The 20357-nt window shown below is 45.0% G+C and carries 17 protein-coding genes; 3 read left to right on the top strand and 14 right to left on the bottom strand.

The features are described from left to right. Positions 1 to 67 precede the first annotated feature (67 nt). The 14 genes from DXD78_RS01395 to DXD78_RS01330 form a co-directional block, all read right to left on the bottom strand. Entirely contained in the window at positions 68 to 1750 is a 1683-nt protein-coding gene (locus DXD78_RS01395; RefSeq protein WP_009037133.1) for an O-antigen ligase family protein, read from the bottom strand. A gap of 34 nt (positions 1751 to 1784) precedes the next feature. After that, on the bottom strand, positions 1785 to 3743 hold the full coding sequence (locus DXD78_RS01390) for a transglutaminase domain-containing protein (protein WP_034528843.1): 1959 nt from the start codon (positions 3741 to 3743) through the stop codon (positions 1785 to 1787). A gap of 45 nt (positions 3744 to 3788) precedes the next feature. Next, on the bottom strand, positions 3789 to 5708 hold the full coding sequence (locus DXD78_RS01385) for a hypothetical protein (protein ID WP_009037135.1): 1920 nt from the start codon (positions 5706 to 5708) through the stop codon (positions 3789 to 3791). Position 5709: 1 nt separating this feature from the next. Then, a complete protein-coding gene (gene lepB / locus DXD78_RS01380) occupies positions 5710 to 6600 on the bottom strand; it encodes a signal peptidase I (RefSeq protein WP_005823871.1) in 891 nt (296 codons plus the stop codon). A 12-nt stretch (positions 6601 to 6612) separates the two neighbouring features. Further along, positions 6613 to 7500 (bottom strand): DUF1573 domain-containing protein, encoded by an 888-nt coding sequence (locus DXD78_RS01375; RefSeq protein ID WP_005823872.1) that lies wholly within the window; start codon positions 7498 to 7500, stop codon positions 6613 to 6615. Between the two features lie 44 nt (positions 7501 to 7544). Next, a complete protein-coding gene (locus DXD78_RS01370) occupies positions 7545 to 8612 on the bottom strand; it encodes a BF3164 family lipoprotein (RefSeq protein ID WP_117652466.1) in 1068 nt (355 codons plus the stop codon). 303 nt (positions 8613 to 8915) lie between these two features. After that, complete coding sequence (locus DXD78_RS01365) at positions 8916 to 9149, bottom strand: NVEALA domain-containing protein (protein ID WP_009037139.1); 234 nt, start codon at positions 9147 to 9149, stop codon at positions 8916 to 8918. A gap of 269 nt (positions 9150 to 9418) precedes the next feature. Further along, the gene (locus tag DXD78_RS01360) at positions 9419 to 10486 is read right to left on the bottom strand and encodes a BF3164 family lipoprotein (RefSeq protein WP_009037140.1); all 1068 of its coding nucleotides are present in this window, start codon (positions 10484 to 10486) and stop codon (positions 9419 to 9421) included. After that, the gene (locus DXD78_RS01355; RefSeq protein WP_034525331.1) at positions 10455 to 10691 is read right to left on the bottom strand and encodes an NVEALA domain-containing protein; all 237 of its coding nucleotides are present in this window, start codon (positions 10689 to 10691) and stop codon (positions 10455 to 10457) included. The genes DXD78_RS01360 and DXD78_RS01355 overlap by 32 nt, the downstream gene beginning before the upstream one ends. Before the next feature lie 138 nt (positions 10692 to 10829). Continuing rightward, positions 10830 to 11846 carry a response regulator transcription factor gene (locus tag DXD78_RS01350; protein WP_005823880.1) on the bottom strand — a complete coding sequence of 339 codons (1017 nt, stop codon included), beginning with the start codon at positions 11844 to 11846 and terminating at the stop codon, positions 10830 to 10832. 147 nt (positions 11847 to 11993) lie between these two features. Continuing rightward, complete coding sequence (locus tag DXD78_RS01345) at positions 11994 to 13559, bottom strand: ATP-binding protein (RefSeq protein WP_008665600.1); 1566 nt, start codon at positions 13557 to 13559, stop codon at positions 11994 to 11996. Between the two features lie 465 nt (positions 13560 to 14024). Then, positions 14025 to 14837 (bottom strand): glucosamine-6-phosphate deaminase, encoded by an 813-nt coding sequence (gene nagB / locus DXD78_RS01340; protein ID WP_005823882.1) that lies wholly within the window; start codon positions 14835 to 14837, stop codon positions 14025 to 14027. 43 nt (positions 14838 to 14880) lie between these two features. After that, positions 14881 to 16080: an FprA family A-type flavoprotein gene (locus DXD78_RS01335; RefSeq protein WP_005835258.1), complete on the bottom strand. Its 1200-nt coding sequence runs from the start codon at positions 16078 to 16080 to the stop codon at positions 14881 to 14883. A gap of 61 nt (positions 16081 to 16141) precedes the next feature. Beyond that, a complete protein-coding gene (locus DXD78_RS01330) occupies positions 16142 to 17071 on the bottom strand; it encodes a TIGR01212 family radical SAM protein (RefSeq protein ID WP_008665603.1) in 930 nt (309 codons plus the stop codon). A gap of 315 nt (positions 17072 to 17386) precedes the next feature. Here DXD78_RS01330 and DXD78_RS01325 point away from each other — a divergent pair, with 315 nt between their 5' ends. Genes DXD78_RS01325 through DXD78_RS01315 form a run of 3 tightly spaced genes read left to right on the top strand, consistent with a single transcriptional unit; the run spans position 17387 to position 20284 of the window. Further along, positions 17387 to 18346 (top strand): ROK family protein, encoded by a 960-nt coding sequence (locus tag DXD78_RS01325; RefSeq protein WP_009037141.1) that lies wholly within the window; start codon positions 17387 to 17389, stop codon positions 18344 to 18346. After that, the gene (locus DXD78_RS01320) at positions 18339 to 19490 is read left to right on the top strand and encodes a sugar MFS transporter (protein WP_005823889.1); all 1152 of its coding nucleotides are present in this window, start codon (positions 18339 to 18341) and stop codon (positions 19488 to 19490) included. Before DXD78_RS01325 ends, DXD78_RS01320 begins: the two co-directional genes overlap by 8 nt. Before the next feature lie 32 nt (positions 19491 to 19522). Continuing rightward, entirely contained in the window at positions 19523 to 20284 is a 762-nt protein-coding gene (locus DXD78_RS01315; RefSeq protein WP_005823892.1) for a sugar isomerase domain-containing protein, read from the top strand. The last annotated feature ends 73 nt before the right edge of the window (positions 20285 to 20357 follow it).

Here is a 20357-nt window from a genome sequence, read left to right as displayed (position 1 = left end):
TTGCATGTGGACACTTTTTTCATAGCACTTTAGTAATTAGTTCGCTCATTATTAACGCTTTACGTTTTTATTCATCTTTTTTAATATGGACAAAAATAAGCTGAATCTTTTTTATTTCCTCCCTCATCTGTCGTATTGCCGTAGAATGCACTTTCGGCTCTTTCGTCAATACCATCCACTTCATTTTTTCAAACTTGTCCGGTTGCCTGAAGCTTGGTTCCGCATAAAGCTTCGCAAGCAGATAATAGGGATAAATACGTCCCGGCAAACGATGGGTGGAACGGATAAACCAGTCTTCCGCTGACAAGCAATCACCCATCTGCTGATAGTTTTTGCCTATCACATTCAGTATCATGGGGTCACAACTACGCTGTAAAGCTTCTTTCAAAATACGGTTGGATTTACTGAACTGCTGCTGCTTGTGCAATCCATGCCCATATTCGAACAAGAAAGATGCCCGGTCCCTCAACAGAGGATAAAGGCGCCCGTACTCTTTCTCTGCCGATTGATACGCACCTGCATTATACAGCACCCGCGCATTCATCCACTCCCGACAGGCCTGCTCCACTTGCAAGTCATTCTTCAGGCGAAAACCGCCAATGATGCCTACTGATACAGCCAGCCCCAACCATTGCCAACGGTCGGCACCGGACAAGCACGCCACAAGCAATCCTCCAAATGTAACGATAAATACCGGAAGTTGTAGCGGATAGGAGGAAAAAGAAAATATCATCAAGGAAAGAATGGCCCCACAGATACCATAACGTCCTTTACGGACTCCCCTATACAAACACAGCACGACCACAACCAATAGACATACAGCCAAAGGAATACCCAGTTCGACCGCAACCTGCAGATATTCATTGAATGCATATTCCGGACTTCCCGCCACACGTTCCTCCCACGGTTCATAATCACCTGCTGCAAAATAAGTTTCCTGCGCATTTCCGTAGGCTGCTGCGAAATTATGAATCCCATATCCGGTCAACGGCTTTTCTGCAATGGCACGACAAGTTATCTTCCACATGAAAAGACGGCCACGTGCAGAATCGGGTTTCAAGACAAACAGTAAATAGCCCGCCAATAGCAAGACACAGAATCCACCGACCACTACCATCACCACACGCTGCCTTTGCTGCTGCCATAATAATCTGAACTTATCCGTCCAATCCATATGCCAAGCATATACACACAGACAGGAAACTCCTGCCGCCAACCATGCCGAACGGCTCATTCCTGCCGGAAGCACACAAAGGATAAGCAGCATCACACCACCAGCGACCATAGCTCCAACTTTATCCATCACCTTTTTCCATCCTTTCCCGTCATTCCGGTCAGAGCAGAGAATCTCCCCCCTCTTGGTCAGCCATTGATGCAGACAGACCGGAAGTATCATGGCCAAATAGCCGGAATAAGGCCCCGGATTGAAGAAAGAACCTGTCAATACATACAAGGAATGGTTGGACACAGCATAACCATAAAGCTGCCTCAATCCCCAAACAGCCTCAATGCCCCCCAGCATTACCAATACCCACGAAACCGGTATAAAAAGAAAATACCTTTTTTCCATCATCAATCCAGCCATCAACAGACATCCTGCAACTACCAATGCACTTTTATCGAAATAGAGCCATTGCCCTATAACATCAGCTACAGGAAGTCCGGAAGAAACGTTACATGCCAAAGACAATAAAACTATACAAGCAATGTAGACCAAACTTCCAGTCAATAGATTACGTACATTATTCATTCTATCTATCAAATATTCAATAGTATTCTATAATTCACCAAAAGATTTGTTTCCCGTCTTTATATTCAAAAATCCGTTCATCTTTACCGGCTGTGTGATTCTTCAGATAAAATAAAGCACCTTGAAACCCTGAATAGACAATAGAATCTGACACAGCCATTTGCCGCCCGACAGAATTCCATTTTCCTCCACCCCAATAAAACAATTCATACAAATTACCTTTATAAATAAAATTCACCTCATTACGAGGAGTATACACCACCTTCTCCACACGATGGGGACTTCCAAAGTCCATCCCGGTCCATCCTCCATCCGGATGTATATAATCAAATGAAGTATCCGGATTACCGTCAAATGCGTTCAAATATTCATGTGTATTGTCTTCAAAACTTCCCGGAGTACCTATGATTTCCCCATATAGAGGTATGGTATCTTCCGTATTCTCATAAAAAGCCAGTTCCGAGATATTACAGAAACATCCGTCAGCACCCTTATAGCGCATATACCGATACGGTTTATCAGACTTCAACCGGGCCACAGTATATAGCCGATACGGAGCCTCCTTTATCAAAAGTAGAGTATCCTTCCACCCAAAGTCTGCCCGGTCGCTTCCTTCCACTACTCCCCCAATCATCCGGTCATTGAAAAGAACACTCAAAGTAAGATGGCACTTCCTATACAAGACCAATTCCTGCTTTTCAGCTTCCGGAACAATGAACCGTATCTTTCCGGTTTCACGCTCCAGAAGAAAAGGAGAAGATACTGCAGCGTATTCCTTTCCGTTCCAGGCAGCCAGCGTAAAGACCGCCCCGCCTCCCACATCCTCAAAACGAGCCTCCCGCTTCTTAAAGAAAGTATATCCTATAGGTTGCCATTGTAGTCTGTTGGCAAGGCACAAATACACCATATCCCCCTCACGAAACTGTCCGGAAAGCAAAGAATCCGGAAGAGCTACAGTCCAATTCCTGCTACCGGTATAAAGTGCAGTGACATCGCGGAAGAACGGACGTCGGAATGCCGGGTAAACATCGGAATATTTCCCCAGTTTCCGTACCGCCTCCTTATCAATACTATAGGTTGCCCGGTACATTTTTCCCCTCGAAATGCTATATTCTTCCGCTTTGCTCCATACTTCTTCATAAGGAAGATTTGCAATGTATGTCTTTCCTTCCTTATCCAAAACAAAATTCCAGAAATGAGAGGCATTGTTGTCTCCTAATACCATCACCCTATCTACTCCGCACGGAATGCCCAATGCCCGCAACACATATATCATGGCATCCGTAAACTCTCGGCAACTGCCCGTATGCCATTTCAGTACATCCGGTCCCAAATGAGGCCCCACCGGAAAAAGAGCCGTATTCCGGTAGTTCGCTTTCCGCAACGTATCCATCAACAACTGGGCGGCAACCTTAGGATTATCAGCCTCATCTGTCTTCCTGAATTCATCCAAAATCGGGCTATAGCACTCATAAATTTCTTTGCGCCAGAGAGAAAGCGGCTCATCCCCTATTCTATAAGGCAATATATATTCGCAGAAAGTATCAAAATCAACATGCTTTCCCCAAGGTTGCTCCCGCCAGACTTTGAATGCCCATTCTATATGATTGACCAAAAAAGCGGAATCCACCGTCATAATGTCCCTCTTATAAGTCAATTGATTTATAGAAAATTCTCCATCTGCTCTTTTCAAGGAATCAATCAACTCTTGCACATGCCTGGAATAAGGAAATGAAACGTATTCACTGAAATACTTCCTGTAATTCTCCAAGGCCTTTCCCTCGTAAGCACCATGAAAAGGCATATTCTCTATCAGAAAACAAGCAGCACGATATTTGTCACCGTCCTCTTCCTTGTAACGGTCCAGTACCTTTTGCAACTCCGCACGGTTATCACCGGCAAGATTCAAAGCTGTGTCCAACCACTGATTTTCCGAAGAACAAGCCATAAACAGACCTGCTGTAAACCATACCCATACACACCAATGTTTCATATCACTATTCCATTTTTTTCTATTCCAATCTGAAAGACAATCCAATCAATCCTTACAATCCGATACAAATACCTGCTTACCATCTTCCATATGAAATATCAGTTCTTCTTCTCCACGGGTACTGTCATGCAAATAGAGCAAAGCTCCCGATGGTATCCCGTCATATGGTAGAAAAGGTTTTTCTGCCATTTTCTTCCCCAATGAGTTCCAACAGCCCTCTCCCCAATAGAAGAGTTCATAATAATCCCCTATCCTGACAAAGTTATCATCGTTACGGGGCATATACATAAAATTGTCTATAGTAACAACCTTTCCAAAATCCACCGTTACACTTGCACCGGGTTTTGATGAAATGAAATACGACAACGGTTCATTATCATAGACCTGATAGGCAAAAGTATTTGCTGTGGCTGGAGCATCTCCCCAACTGTCTATAGGGACAATCTCTTCCTCTCCTTTATAAAAATGCATTTCGGCAACTTCCGCATATCCCTCTGCCGAAGAACAAAAACGGGCATAGCGACCCCTTACCGGTTTCTCAAGAATAACGTGATTATAATTGATACCGGGCGTATCTTTCACAGTACACAACAACTCCGCATTTTTAAAATCCTTATCACAAGCCGCCTCAAAATGCCCGTCTTTTATCCCTCCCATATAGTTCCTGATACGTTCCGAAAGAGGGTATTTCCGATACAATTCAGCAGAATAGCACTTGGAGGTATCTGCAACATAAGGATGTATATCCTTGCCATCAAAATAAAAAGGATTTCCAATAGGGCGATACTGCCCGTTTGCGAATGCCAACAATATATAAACCTGCCTCGAAGCCAAATTCCTGAAAAGCGCTTTTCCACTTTCTACCTTAGTAAAATCTATTCCCCGCCACCCATAAGCACTGAACAACCCCACATAAACATAATTCCCGTCCATCCCTTCTACCGGCAGTTCCAGATTCGAATCAAAATAATTATCCGACACTTTTCTTGCAAACACATCCTTAAAAGCAGCCGGTACGGACCGGTTCCGCATAAAATCGCCATCCATGTCCCATTGTCTGCCAAAACACCGGCGGTAAACCACGCTCGGGCGCCGACTGTCAATATAGAAACTTCCCCGTTTCGGCTTCCGGGAAGGGAAAGTAAAAGGAAGGCAGACACCCGTTACATCCCTCACCACATTCCACACATGCCCTTTCCGTGTTTCCGCATTGAAAGTATAGAAATCATAGGCTACCGGGACGCCGATGGCCCGCATCACATAAATCATAAAATCACAAGCATCCTGACACTTGCCGATACGATTATGCAGCAGGTACTCTCCTCCCAAATGCGGATAGTTAAAGACCCATGTAAACCGGTAAGGGTCTTCCTTCTGCAAATACTCCCAAACTACGCTAATCGCCTCCACTACATCGATACCCGTATAAACCTCGTCCAGCAAAAAGGAATAACGGTCATGGTATATCTGCCGCCAGTTGTCCGGAGTCTCATTTCCGATACGATAGGGAAGCAGCCATTCACAGAAATCTGCAAAAGAAAGGGAAGCATTCCACGGACGCTTTTTCCAACCATCAAAAGCCAAATCAATGTTATTTATCAAGAATTCAGCCCTTATATTCAGTACATCCGGTTTTCTCTGCAATCCGGAAGGGGTATAATAATCCCAATCCGGTACGGCAGTATCCTTCAGCATCACCCCATAAGCATCTGCCGAAGCCAGCACTGTTTTCAAAGAATCCAGTTCTTCACCTTCAAGGGCATAGTGATAAGGCATATTTTCTATCAAGAAACAAGCGGCTTTATATTTTTCAGGCTCATCTTTATAATGTTCCAGTACCTTTTCCAGTTCGCCTTTGTTGGTTGCAGCACACTCCAGTGCGTACTCCAATCTGCCGGAAGCATTGCAAGCCTCCAATATCCCGGCAATCAATAATATCCAGAGCAATTTAAACAGAACTTTCATCTTAGTCTATTCTTTTAAAGATACGTTTCCATCTCATTTTTCCAGTATTCGGGCTGACGGACTTCCATACCAGCCATGCCCTTCCCACTATAAATGGTTCCGGCAGTAATCCCCAGTAGCGGGAATCTTTTGAATTCACCATCTTGTCACCCGAAACAAAATAATAGTTCTCACAGAAGCGGTAATTGTGTATCACACTGTCCCCCAGCAGAACCGAATCTCCATGCAATGTCAGTTTCTTTTTCTGTTCCCACTCTATCACGTTCCGATACAGCAACCGTGTTTCCGGATTCATTCCTACCACGCTGCCTTTGGCCGGTATATAAAGAGGCCCAAACTCGCTGATAGTCCACCCATTACAGCCACCATCGGGAAAGCTCTTAAGAACAAGGCCCCGTTCCTCCGTCATGCCCGAAGATATCAATTTACCTAATTCCTCCTGCGCCTGCACATTTCCTGCGATACCATCAAATCCGGACACACGATAATGTGTATTCCTTATCTCCAACGTATCACCCGGCACGGCGATACAGCGCTTCACGTAATACAACATCACGTCCAGCGCAATGTTGTCCCACCTGCCCGGATAAGGAAAATTGAACACTAGTACATCATTCCGCTGAAAATTTCTCCATCCGGACATACGGTGCATCCTCACCTCCTTTTTCTCCACGGCATCAAGCACATTGAATAGGCGTGCTCCACCCGAACATTTATCCACCAGAATACAATCACCCGCCAGCAACGACGGTTCCATCGAGTCCGACGGTATCTTGAAGGAGGTCACCACAAACACCTGCAATACTATCAGTATCACAACAAGCAGGCACAGACAGAATAATACGTTTGTTATTCCATTCAACCATTTTTTCAATTGCAGCCGCTCCTTCATCCCATCAATCAGTTATTTTGCATCCCCGCTAATCTTCAATACCAACGGAGAAGTTTCTGCATTGCAATATACCGTTATCGTCTTGTCAAAGTGCTCCGGATGTTCAGCTTTATAAACCACTTCCAAATCTATTTCCTTACCCGGTAATGCCGGTTCCTTTGAATAAGCTACGGTAGTACAACCACAAGAAGTAGCAACATCTTGTATAACCAATGGGTTATCTCCGATATTCTTCAAAGTAAAAATTGCCTTTTGTTCTTTCTGCCAATCAAAAACACCTAACAAGATGGAAACTTTGTCCGTGGCAACTTCTGTTTTAATATCCTTACTTTCATTCTCTATTGCTATACTCTCACCTCGAATTATCTTAACATACAACTCTCTTATTTTAGGATTATGAATAGGATTACCGATAGCAAGTACTTTATTATTCCGATTCAATAGAAAAGTTTGAAAAGTCATATCTGAAGGAAAATGATTTAGCTTATTAAAACTATCATTCTCATCCAAACAAATCGGATACTCAAAACTGTCACGTTGAAATATAAAACGTAGTTCAGACTTATCTTTAGGATAAAAGTAAAAAAGGAATGATACTTTATCATGGTTTAGAGAATCCATCTTAAGTATAAAATCTTTCCAATTTTGCAACTGCAATTTACAGCTCGTGCAACCTATAGAATCAATATAAGTTACTATTTTGTAATCACAGTTATCTCCTGAATGCTTTATAGTGTCTTTCCCTTGAATAGTAAACACAGAATTAGGAGGGAATTGTATTTCTTTTCCTTCCCACTCTCTCACTAATTGTATAACATGATTCTTTGTTTTGTTCTGACAAGAAGAGAACAGAATCAGTAATACCATAATATACATTGTAAATACAAACCCTTTTTTCATCTCTATGGAAATTTATTTTTTCAGTTCATACACCATTGAAAGATTTATAATACATAACATATAATATTAAACCCACCCTCTTCATTTTTTACAACAGCAAACATCTTTTTATCTTTTTCATTAACTGCAATATGAAACACATCCATATCAAGTAGAAGTTCTTTTATGGGATTACCATCCCAATCAAAGACAAATACAGTTTTCGATTTTCTTTGAACTTCATATATTTTCCCAGCCGAATATAAAGCATACAGATACTTAGGTGTTGGGCACACTTCAATAAAACCATGAATACTTTCTTTGGTTAGACGTGTACTAAACAATTGCCCACCATCCTCTACTACAGATTCACATATAGGATTCCCTAAACGCATCGTTTTTTTAAGTTTAATTTTATTATCAACTATTTCAAAGAAATCCAAGTTAGACGAAAAATTAACAGAATAGGCAAACTCATTTTTATACGGATGCTTTGCCATACATCCTTGATTGGAAAGATATCTAGTTATAGCATTGAAACTACTATCAGCAGCATTATAAACATCTATACCATAATCTAACACACGATTGTTTGCATCAAATATTAAATGCTGATAACGCGCTTCATACATTCCTCCTACTACAAAAATAGAATCATTAATAGTAATAAGCCTCGATATTAGAGCATTCGATATTTTATGCTTCGTCAGACGTGTAGGAGCACCATCAACCACACCACTCCGCAAAGAATCAAGGCTATATTTCATCACTATTCTACTTTGGTCATTATATGTCACTAGACACTTTTTTTCTAAATAGCCACTACTACCAAACATTATTTCCAAAGGACCCTGCCCTATATTTCCAAAACGACCAATCTGTCTACCCGACTGTTGATCGAACAATGTAAAACATTGATTGGAACGTGTATCAAAAACAACCAGATTTTCCTCGTCACATGCAATACCTTCTACACGACCTAAGGAATCTTCACTGATTAGGCATTCTTTTCTTTGATTCAAGGAAAACGTTTCAGGAAATAATTCCCCAATTGTTTGAGGTGGTTTATTATTGCAAGCACTTAAAAACACGATGTACAATACTCCCCAAAAGAATCTATTCATTTTATTCATATAGTTTATTTTTAATATATTAGTGTCTGAATTTTCAACCCCATGCCATCATTTAACTAAAGTATAATTATTCTTCAAGATTTTGTATATATCCCCAACTAAGTTAGAGACCCCCAAAAAGGCTCAAAGCACACTTATTGTATTGTAGCATCATGAATGACATGGGATTAGATTCCAGACAAATCCTCTACTATAGTTCTAATTTCAAAAGAATATATACTATAAAATCAGTATCTAACTAGTAGATTTAGAAGAGAAATTATAGGAAAATATATTTCTCTAATCGAACTTGTTTTTATTCTATTAACAAGGTAAAGGAAGTCTCAGTCCATGCACAATACCACCACCTACAATGCGATAACACTCGTAACTATATGGACTGCAGCAATAATACCCTCCACTTTCACCACCAGCCAATGCTTCCACATTAGCCAATGTTAAATCAGACAATGTCTCCGATTTCTGATTTGTATAAACACCATATCCTGCAATCGCTACAAATGCTGCAACAAAAGCTATCTTAATCATTTTCTTCATACTATTCTTCAATTTTATTAGTATAAGATTATTCTTTTTTATCATTTACCACAAGCATAATGCTTGCGTACCAGAATCAAGATATAAAAATCTTGGAGAACTCTTTTCTTGCCATACCTATCGAAATGGCAGAAAACACACTCTGTTTTCAATTCAAATTACTATCTTTGCCTCGACCACCTTTCTTGGTGGGTTATGGAACGGACGGTACGAGATGCACCAACCAAACGTGAACCGTCCGTTCCTCTCCATCCATATTATAGTTTACTTTATTTCATACTATACTCTATTATCGGATCATCTTTATTCACATCCGTTGCCAAGATTATTCCTTTTTGTTCATCTACCGATATGCCATAAACATAATGATCTAACACATACCTGCAGAGAGGTTCGCCGGTCAGACTAAAAACATAGATATACCGTCCTCCATCCGGCAAATAGACACCTTGCTGTACATTTTGCGCAATTTCCTTAAAAGAGCGCCCATGAAAAACCGCATAGATAGCACTGTCTGCCACTTGGACATCGCTAAATCCCATGATACCCGTAGGAATACCATAACCCTGAGAAATCTTAAACTCCGGTTCACCGTGCGGACCAATGCGTACCACATGCGTACTATCTTTCAAATTAAAGACTTCAAGTACTTCGCCCAACTGGGTAACTGCTGCCAGCACTCCATTTCGGGGATTATAGTCGATGAAGCTACGCCATGCCTGAGCCAATGCAGGACGGGCATTCTGTAAAGCCTCCGCATTGGCTGACGGTATTTGACCGGTTCTGCGCAATAATTTCCCTTGATAGTTTACCCAGCAAAAGCGGCTACTGCCAGATCCGTCCGGAACAATGAAGGTAAAGTCGTCAACCATCACAAAGTCTAAAACGCGAAGCATGTCAGCATCCATATTTATCACTTTCTGAGGAACGATTGAGCAACCCGACGAAGTAAAATCATACTTGGTTAATACGGACTTACCAGCATCAAGTCCCCACAGAGATTGACCATGCCATCGGATATTTTCAGCAGAAAGCATCTCTTCGGGAGCCTCGCCCCGCTTGCCGAACGAAGCAAAATAGCGGAAACCCGGATAGTGGAAAACATGGCAAAAGTAGTCTGTGCCATGCAAATCCATTACCACAGCCTTATCACCCTGCACCCGAACGCGGAACGGATAACGGAACAAAGCGGTGTCCAATGGCTGCACCCTCGCTTTCAGCTCGATTGTTTGCGGAAAATCCATGTAGGCAACAGAAGTTGCTACTTTTTTCTGCGTACAAGAGGAAAAGGACAGTGCGGATAGGCTAATGAGGCAGGCTATAATAAATTTGCACATGAGCTACTCCTTGATTTGTTAAAGGACAAACTATTGAACCACTCCCAAAACATTTGCTATCATCCCCACTCTCACCAGCAGCCAATGCCTCTATATTTTCCAATAGCAAATCATCCAGCTTTTCCGAATGACTAATTTGAACATAGCTTAAAACCGAAATGGCACTAATTGCCAAAGCTCCTAATAACTTCACCTTGCTTTTCATAGTGTTTTTGTTTTTTGTTACACAAGCAAAGATAAAAGGATTATTTTGGCTTTTGCCAGTCTTTATTTGGAAAACGCCCAAAGTTGGGGCGTGAAAAAAAGTTCACACCCGACACACCAATATGGGTTAACATTTCATCTACTTGGAGATAACAATTTGATACCCCTTCCTTTCCGGCAGAAGAAGAATCTGAACGGAATCGTCCGCCTCAAAGAGTTTACCCAATAAGCTTATTGCTTTTCTGCGGCGGCTGCCTAAATTCAAATCACTCAATGGCCAACCGCAAATTTCCGCTATTTCATCGTTCGTCAGGAAAAGTTCGGACGACTTGGCAAAACCAAGTAATAACTTCGCGGCTTGTGGCGTACAAGATACTTTTTCACCTTCATAAGTCAGTGTATGGTTGACGGAATCAAATATATACTTCCCGAACCGATAAGTGCTCTTTGTCAACGTATCAGCCGTTTTTCTCTTTCTATACTGTTGACCCCCTACATAAATCGCCAGTCCCAATAACAGAATGCACAAAATGCAGGATAGTATCTGCAGTACATGGTCTGCCCAATCCACACAGTGCCAAAAATCAGGCAGCATATAAGCTGTCAACCTCATTGTGTACATACCGTTCAAATAGTAAGTACCTAAATCATTCTGTGAAGCAATTATAGTTTCATCTCCAGTAGATGATTCTTGCACAATGCCCTTTCCCATCGGATTAACCTTCAGAAAAAGAGCACACATGGCTCCGCCATACCGATCATTCATCTCAGCTTTCCACTCAAGACAAATCTCTTCCAATGGAAATTTTCCATAATAATTCAACATATCGGCTTTAAACCCTACGACATCCAACGGAAATAGTCCTTGTGCCTCTTTCAATGAATCTATTATCACTTCAAATTCACCATCTTCTGATATCGCTTTCCTTTTGGTATGCTTCTTACCACCATCAGACCCAGATGCATAGAACATCCCCAGCCCATCAAATTCCCGATTCACGACCCGTTCCGCAACCTTCCGCAGAGTTTCTACAGCAACCTCCTTAGCCACATCTTGTCCCTGGTTGGCATTATCATATAATGCTACTATCACAGACACTGCCACCACTACAATGGCACATATCCATATCATAAGAATCTTCTTATAGCGTTTCATCTACTCCTTCCTTTCTGTTGCCTATTCATTTCTACCCATGCACTCGAAGAGGCATCCGCTTAATAGCGCCAAAGTTAAACAATAATATAAAGAAAAAAGGAAAATGACTTGAGAAAGAAGGATATAAAATCAAAACAGTTTCTTCTTCTAATCTGCTTTAGCTATTTTCCACCCGCCAATCGTCCGCGTGGCACTGTCAAAATTCACACCAATCTTGACCACACGCCTGCCGTCCGCCCGGTAAGGGATGGCATACTGCTTGCTGTCAATCTGAGCCAACGCCTCTTCCGGGGTACCGTCGTATTTGAACTCGAAGACATAAACGACATCCTGCAACTGCACCACCACATCCGCACGGCCTACGGAACTCTTCACTTCCGACTCCACATATTGCCCCATCAACCGGAATAGCAAATAGAAAATGGTCTGATAATGCTTTTCGGTCTTGTTCTCCAAATCATTGGGAATGGAGGCAAAGAAGGAACGGGTACGCTCCAGGCAGCTCTCCACATCACCCTTCATCAAGTCGCGAAGGAAAGAGACGACGTAGAAGGTGTTGTTCTGGGCAGGCAAGTGCACGTAAGAGGGAAGCAGGGATTCAATGAACCCTTTACGGACCTCACCGTTGGGATAGGCCAAACGATAGATTTGGAAATTACGGTCATAGCCCTTAATGGTCAGATAACCGCTCTGGTAGAGCACCGGGATGGGACTCGTTATCTGTTCCGTAGGCGCATCAAACTGCTCATCGGTAGCCTCAACACCTTCCAGCGCACGCACATCGAAGTCTGCATGGCGCAGAATATCTATCAGGAAAGTAGGCGTGCCCGTGGAGAACCAATAGTTCTTGTATTCTTTGGAATTGAAAGCATTGAACAGGCTGAACGGGTTGTAAATATCCGCACAAGCCTTACTGAAATGATAACCGTCATATTGCCGCTTCAAATGCAAGCATGCCTCCTCGTAAGTCTCATCATTAGCCTCGGCCATCCGCTCAATATCGGGTTTCAACTGCGTCAGCAGTTCCTCCTCGGTGATGCCGCAGAGGGCACTGAAGTCATCGCGCATACTGATATTTTGCAAATTGTTCAGTTCGCTGAAGATGCTCAGCTGGCTGAACTTGCTGATACCCGTGATAAAAAGAAAACGGAGATATTGCCCCAGCCCCTTGAGAGGACTGAAGAACTTGCGCATCTCGTTGCGAAGCTGTTGTTGCAAAAGGGCATCGGAATTACTGTCAAGCAGAGGAGCATCGTACTCGTCAATCAGCACTACAACCGGCTTTCCGGTCTTGGCGTAGGCACGCAGGATGATGCCTTGCAGACGCTCTGCCGCCCCCTCTTCCTCTTCCTTTTTTCCGTAAATTTCTTCCCAACGAGATAAAAACAAATTCAATTGCCCCGTCAAGTCACGCAGCTCAGTATATTTCGTCAAGCTGAAATCAACGTGCAGCACCGGGCAAACCTCCCATTCCTGCTCCAGACGTTCCATAGCCAGCCCTTCGAAAAGTTCCTTTTTCCCCTGGAAATAGGCCTCCAGCGTAGACACGAGCAAGCTTTTGCCAAACCGACGGGGGCGGCTGAAGAAATAAATTTGGTCTGTATTCACCAATTTGTACACCAGCTCCGTCTTATCCACATACACACAATTCCGCGTACGCAGTTGCTCAAAATTCTGTATCCCTATCGGATAGCGTCTGCCACTCAATTCCATAGCTGCTACTGTTTAAATTACAAGTATGACAAAGATAGCACATATTCCGCAAAAAAGAAAGCACGCCCATGGCTTTTTCATCACAAGCCCTCACTGCAAACCTACTGCACATCTTTTGCAGTAACACTGCAAAGGCGTTGCAGTAGCACTGCAAAACAGTTGCAGTGGCACTGCATCTATGTTGCAGCGGCACTGCAAAAACGATGCACTGGTTTTGCAGTGAGTATTTGGTATCTTTAACATTGGCACCCAAAGCCTTACAGCGGAGCAGAGCCCGTTTTCATCACATAACGCCCTGTCCTGAAAACAGTCAACCAAAATCAGGAGAACAAAAAGGGTGAGGGCAAAATTTGCCCTCACCCTTTTAAATTGCTCTCACTCACCCCTGAAACACCGATGAACAAGCAGATGCAGACAAGCGGTGAGGGTGGTGAGGGTGGAATTGCAAAACTTTTATTAGTTTGCTTATTTCAGCAAGCTTTCCGCATCCAGGTGCTCAGCCTCAATATCCTTGAAGTAGCGGTAAGTACCCACCTTCAATTCTTCGGTGGCCGCATCGTCACAAACGATGATACCCTTTTCGTGCATCTGCAAGGCGCTGATAGTCCACATCTGCATCACGGGACCCTCGACTGCATGATAGAGGGCACGTGCCTTGTTGTGTCCGTTTACGATAATCATTACCTCGCGGGCGCTAAGCACAGTACCGACACCGACGGTCAGGGCAGTCTTGGGCACCTTGTTCACGTCGTTGTCAAAGAAACGGGAGTTGGCAATGATGGTATCGGTAGTCAATGTCTTCTGGCGGGTGCGTGACGAAAGGGAAGAACCCGGCTCGTTGAAAGCGATATGTCCGTCGGGGCCGATACCGCCCATGAAGAGGTCGATGCCACCGTAGGACTTGATTTTCTCTTCATAGCGTGCACACTCGGCATCCAGGTCGGCAGCGTTGCCGTTCAGGATATTGGTGTTCTCCGGCTTGATGTCTATATGGCTGAAGAAGTTGTTCCACATAAAGGAATAGTAGCTTTCGGGATGTTCCTTGGGCAAACCTACATACTCGTCCATATTGAAAGTCACTACGTTCTGAAAAGACACGATGCCTTTCTTGTTCAGGTCGATAAGTTCCTTGTACATGCCCAACGGAGAAGAACCGGTGGGGCATCCCAATACAAACGGTTTTTCAGGTGTCGGATGAGCGGCCTTGATTTTGGCAGCCACATAATGTGCCGCCCACTTTGATACGGATTGATAATCCGGTTGAATGATTAGTCTCATTGTGATTGTTTTATTAGGTTAATAAATTAGGGGTAATTTTCAACTACTTCCTATCCTTCTTCAAACGCTCTGCCATGGCACGTGCCAGGTTTTCGCATTGTTCGTAAGTAATGTCCTTCATGGCCTGCTTCATCTCTACCGGGTCGCCCACAATCTCGAACTTGCTCTTTTCGGCAAACTCGCCCATGCGCTTCACGGCGGCACCCGCCCAGCAGAAGGAGCCGAAGTATCCCAGATAGCGTCCCTTCACTTCGCGTACCAGAATCTTGGAGAGCAAGGATTCTATCTCAGGATAAATCTGGTTGCTGTAGGTGGGGCTGCCGATGATAAGTCCGCGATACTTGAATATGTCGGCAATGATATAAGAAGGATTGCTCTTGCTCACATTGTGCATCACGATGTTCTTGATGCCTTGTGCAGAAAGTTCCGCCGCAATGGCTTCCGCCATCTGCTCCGTGTTGCCGTACATGGAACCATAGGCAATGACCACACCTTCGTCAGCGGCGTAGCGGCTCAACTTGTCGTAGATGCCGATAACCTTGGCTATGTTTTCCGTCCACACCGGCCCGTGCGTGGAGCAGATGGTGGAAATGGGCAGACCGCCCAGCTTGGCAAGTGCCTTCTGCACCGGAGAGCCGTACTTGCCCACGATGTTGGAATAGTAACGCACCATCTCGTCCCAGTATCTGTCCAGATTGATGCGCGTATCCAGGAACCCGCCGTCCAACGTACCGAAACAGCCGAAGCCGTCACCGGCGAAAAGGACTCCTTCCGTTTCGTCAAAAGTCATCATCGTCTCGGGCCAGTGCACCATCGGGGTCATATAGAAACGGAGCTTATGATGCCCCAAAGCCAGAAAATCCTCGTCCTTCACCATGTACTGTTCGCCCGTCACGCCATAAAAGCCCTCTATCATGCCGAAGGTCTGCTTGTTGCCCACGATGATGATGTCGGGGTAATGCTGCTTTATCAGGCGGATAGAGCCCGAATGGTCCGGCTCCATATGGTTGATGATGAGATACTGGATGGGGCGCTCGCCGATAATGCTCTTTATCTTGCGCAGATACACCTCGAAGTAGCAGATGTCCACCGTATCGACCAAAGCGACCGTCTCATCATCTATCAGGTAAGAGTTGTAGGAAACCCCATACGGCAACGGCCACATACCTTCAAACAAATGCTTATTGCGGTCATTCACTCCCACGTAGTGGATTTTTCCTTTTATCACTGTTTTTGGGTTCATAATTATTCTTTATTTAGATTGATTCCATATTTAAAGTTGCGGCAAAAATAATTCTTTTTTCTCACATTTCATACTTCTTTCCCTGATATGCACCGAGTTCTTTCATTCTTTTTTGAACCCGATGATTAAATTCATAATTTTTTAGTCCCCAGTCGGGTGCAATGAGCAGTTCCTTAGGAGACTGGGAGACGAAACGCTCCAGCACCAAGTCCGGCCGCAGATGCTCGATATAGTCTATCACGAGGTCGATATATTCGTCCACACCGAACAGATGGAAATCTTCGGGATGCTGCCGGTACTCCAGAGCCATGCGGGTGCCCCTTATCAGTTGCAGCTGGTGCATCTTCAAGGTAGTGAGCGGCAGACGGGACAGTACGCCGGCTTGTGCCACGATGCTTTCGTGCGTCTCGCCCGGCAGTCCGAGGATGACATGCCCACCGGTCAGGATTCCGCGTGAAGCGGTTCTTTCCACCGCATCGGCGGCGGCATGGAAAGTATGCCCGCGGTTGATGCGGCAAAGTGTCTTGTCGTCGGTACTCTCTATGCCGTACTCCACTAAAAGGAATGTATGCCGGTTCATCTCCTCCAAATAGTCCAGCAGGCTGTCGGGCATACAGTCCGGACGGGTGCCGATGACCAGGCCCACCACCCCGTCTGCCGACAAGGCTTCCTCGTATTTCCGCTTCAGGTCTTCCAGTTCGCCATACGTATTGGTATAGGCCTGGAAATAGGCGAGATACTTCATCTCCGGATATTTGTGTGCAAAGAACTGCTTGCCTTCTTCCAGCTGGCGGGTAATGGATTTCTCCGTACGGCAATAATCGGGGTTGAAGGTCTGGTTGTTGCAATAGGTGCAACCGCCGACTCCTTTGTTTCCATCCCGGTTGGGGCACGTAAAACCGGCATTCAGCGATATTTTCTGTACCTTATAGGAAAAATATCGCTTCAGAAAAAGAGGGAACTCATTATAGAGCGTAGATTTGGTTTCCATACATATTCCTTATGTAAGTGGCAAATATAGGATTTTTCCGTGGGATGAACCTGCAAAAACAAGAATACTTTCCACCCGATTTGTTAACGAACATAAAACAAAGAATTTCCACCTGCACTAAAAAATGTTTCATCCACTGATATATAACTAATTAATTGAGAAAGAGTACATCCAAGTGCAATTACATTAAACACAATTTAGTGATTAGACACTCTTTTTACACACAATTTCCTCAGTTTATACACCTCAAGAATGAAATAAATTCATAGCTTTGCATACAACCTTAATGAATCAACCTATAAATACTATAACACCATGGCAACAATCGCATTGGACATAGGCGGCACAAAAATAGCCAGCGCCATTTTCTTTCCGGACGGAAGCATGATGTTTAACCGCAAACGGCTCCTGAAAGGAAGAACCGGACACGAAGTGGGCAAGCTCGCCGCGGATATCCTCGCCAAACTTCTTACCGTAGCACGCAGAAGCCGTATACACGTCGACGGAATAGGTGTCTGCATCCCCGGTATCGTTTACTCCCAAACCAACCGGGTATGGGCCCCCAACATACCGGGCTGGGACAACTACCCCCTCTATGAGGAGCTGCGCAGTGTAACGCCTCCGGGCATCGAGATATACATCGACAGCGACCGTACCTGCTATATGTATGGAGAGATGTGGCAAGGTGCCGCCAAAGAATGTCACAGTGCCATATTCATTGCCGTGGGAACCGGTATCGGTGCCGGCATCATCATCGACGGGCACGTGTTGCACGGAGCCAACGACATTATCGGCGCCACCGGCTGGATGGCCCTGCAACCTCCCTACCGGGAAGAGTATGACGCATGCGGATGTTTCGAATATTACGCTTCCGGCAATGGTATCGGGGCACGGGTACGCGATGCCGTACGCGCCAACAAGTCATATAAAGGAAAACTGCGCCAGAAACCCATCTGTCGCATATCGGCCTATGATGTGTTCAGTGCCTATAATGAAAAAGACCCTATTGCCATCTCCGTATTGCACAAAGCTGTCGAGATGTGGGGCATGGCTTCCGCAAATCTGGTCAGCCTGCTCAACCCGCAGAAGATAATTTGGGGCGGAGGCGTATTCGGCCCTGCCGGTATCTTTATAGATGACATTTACAAGGAAGCCTGCAAATGGGCGCAACCGCTCAGCATCAAGCAGGTGGAATTTGTACCTTCTCAATTGTCCGGTAATGCCGGACTGATAGGAGCAGCGTTTCTTGCCATCAAAAATCACTTGTATGAGTAACAGTTATCACAAGAATCTCGTATTCACGGCAGCGTGCATCGGGATGTGTTTCTTCGGAGTCTCCATGATTACATTGGGAGCAGTGCTGCCATCCCTCATAGCCAAGCTGAATCTGAGCGGGTTGCAGACAACCTCACTGGTCACTTTCCTGCCTCTGGGCATGCTGGCCGGTTCCCTGATTTTCGGTCCCATCGTAGACCGGTTCGGACATAAAGCCCTGCTGGTGCCCAGCTGCATCATCGTACTGCTGGGGATGGAAGGACTTGCCTTCTTTGAAAGCGTGCCACTGCTGCAAGCTTCCATCGTCGGCATCGGCCTGGGCGGAGGCATCCTCAACGGAGAAACCAATGCATTGGTATCCGACATCTCAGGAGAATCCGAAAAAGGCTCACGCCTCAGTTTTCTGGGCATGTTCTACGGACTGGGCGCATTGGGCATACCAATGTTGCTGGGCTCCCTTTCCAGGCATTATTCATTCGAAACCATCTTACTGGGAATTGGCGTAGTGATGCTTGCGGGCATTATATTCTGTATCCCCGTACGCTTCCCCGCCCCTAAGCAGGCGCAAGGTTTCCCGGTAAAAGAGGGATTGGGACTGCTGAAAGAAAGCAGCTTACTGCTACTCAGCTTCATTCTTTTTTTCCAAAGCGGCATCGAGGGTGTCTGCAACAACTGGTCCACGAGTTACTTTGGGCAGATGACGGATATTCCGGCCAATCAGGCATTGATTGCACTGACCTGCATGGTAGCGGGACTGACCGTGGCACGTATGGTGCAGGTTGCGATATTCAAGAAGATAAAACCGGAAACCGTGCTGCCCTACAGCCTTGCACTCACTGCCATAGGCTTCTGTTTCCTTATGTTCTCGCCGGGGTTTGCACGCGCGGCAGTCGGCATGGTGCTGGTAGGTATGGGGCTGTCGGCCACGTATCCCGTGATACTCAGCATTCTTGGAAGCCGGTACCCGTCCTTATCGGGAACAGCATTCAGCGTGGCGCTTGCCATAGCCCTCGTCGGCCAGACTGCAATGAACGGCCTGATGGGAATGGTTTCCCAATACACCAATGGCATCGGGCTTTATCCTTATCTGATGATTGCCTCACTTGCCGTCATGCTCCTTTTGTATAAACGCTCACTCAAATAAATTTATTAACTTCTTAAAAAACAAAAAAAGTTATGTTAGCACTCGAATGGTTAAAGAATGCCCATGGCATTATGGAAAAACTGGAGGCTACCCAGTTGGAAAACATCAAAAAAGCAGCCACTGTTATGGCAGATTCCATCGAAGCCGGTCGTTGGGTCCACACGTTTGGTTGCGGCCACGCAACAATTCCCGTAGAAGAAATGTATCCGCGTATCGGCAGCTTTGTAGGATTCCACCCGCTTTGCGAATTGCCTCTGACATTCTTCACGCAGATTATCGGCCAGATGGGTATTCACCAGTTCCTCTTCCTGGAACGGGCAGAAGGCTACGGCCAGGAAATCATGAAGAATTATGATTTTGATTCCAAAGACTGTATGTGGATTTTCTCACATACCGGTATCAATGCCGTCAATATAGACATGGCATTGGAAGCCAAGAAGCGCGGCATGAAAGTTATCGTATACGGTTCGGCCAGCGAAACGGGCGACAAGGCCAGCCGCCACTCCAGCGGAAAGAACCTCTTCCAGTTGGCAGATATCGTAGTGGATTCCTGCGTTCCCCTGGTAGACGCCTCTGTACCTTTGAAGAACCACTTCGACAAGGTAGGTCCGTTGTCTACATTGAGTTTCGTCACCATGGTATGGATGACCATCACTACCGTTGCTGAAATCCTTGCCGACCGTGGCGTACACTTGTACATCCATCCGTCGCACAACGTTCCGGGTGACACAACCGCCCACGAACGACTGGATGCAGCCATTGCAGAATATCAAAGAAAAGTCAAGTGCTTGTAACGAAAGATATTCCAATCATCATCTCATCCAATCATCATCTATGAGTGACGGAGGCCCGTTCCTGCTTCGCCCC

This window comes from Bacteroides sp. D20 (genome assembly GCF_003436255.1).
GTDB classification, from domain to species: Bacteria; Bacteroidota; Bacteroidia; order Bacteroidales; family Bacteroidaceae; genus Bacteroides; species Bacteroides uniformis.
Note: the sequence above shows the minus strand (reverse complement) of the source record. Positions and strands in the feature narration are given on the sequence as shown.